Annotated in this window: 1 protein-coding gene; it reads left to right on the top strand. The window is 73.4% G+C overall.

Annotated features, from left to right (window positions below; translation table 11 throughout):
* Positions 1-364, top strand: a 364-nt coding sequence (locus tag AC1DCP_RS26690) for a carbon-phosphorus lyase complex subunit PhnI (protein WP_476774914.1), incomplete at both ends; no start/stop codon positions are given.

Raw genomic sequence — 364 nt, forward strand, 5'->3', positions numbered from 1 at the left:
GGTACTCGGCCCGACCTACGACTACACCCAGCGCCTGCTCGACTTCTCGCTCGAAGCCGGCCGCGACCCGGAACCGCTGCCGCCGTCCGCCCAGCCGCTGGCCGCCGGCATGCCGCGCGTGACGGGCCTGCTGGAAGCCGATGAACTGGTCGAAGCCGACGCCATCCCGCCCGGCGACCCCGCCCCGCCGGACCTGACGCGCGAGACGCTGACCTTCCCGGCCGACCGCGCCGCCCGCCTGCAGAACCTGGCGCGCGGTGACGAGGGCTTCCTGCTGTCGATGGGTTACTCGACCCAGCGCGGCTACGGCAACTCGCACCCGTTCGCGGCCGAGATCCGCTACGGCACGGCCGAGGTGGAACTG

The organism is Agrobacterium sp. 10T429, from assembly GCF_056393925.1.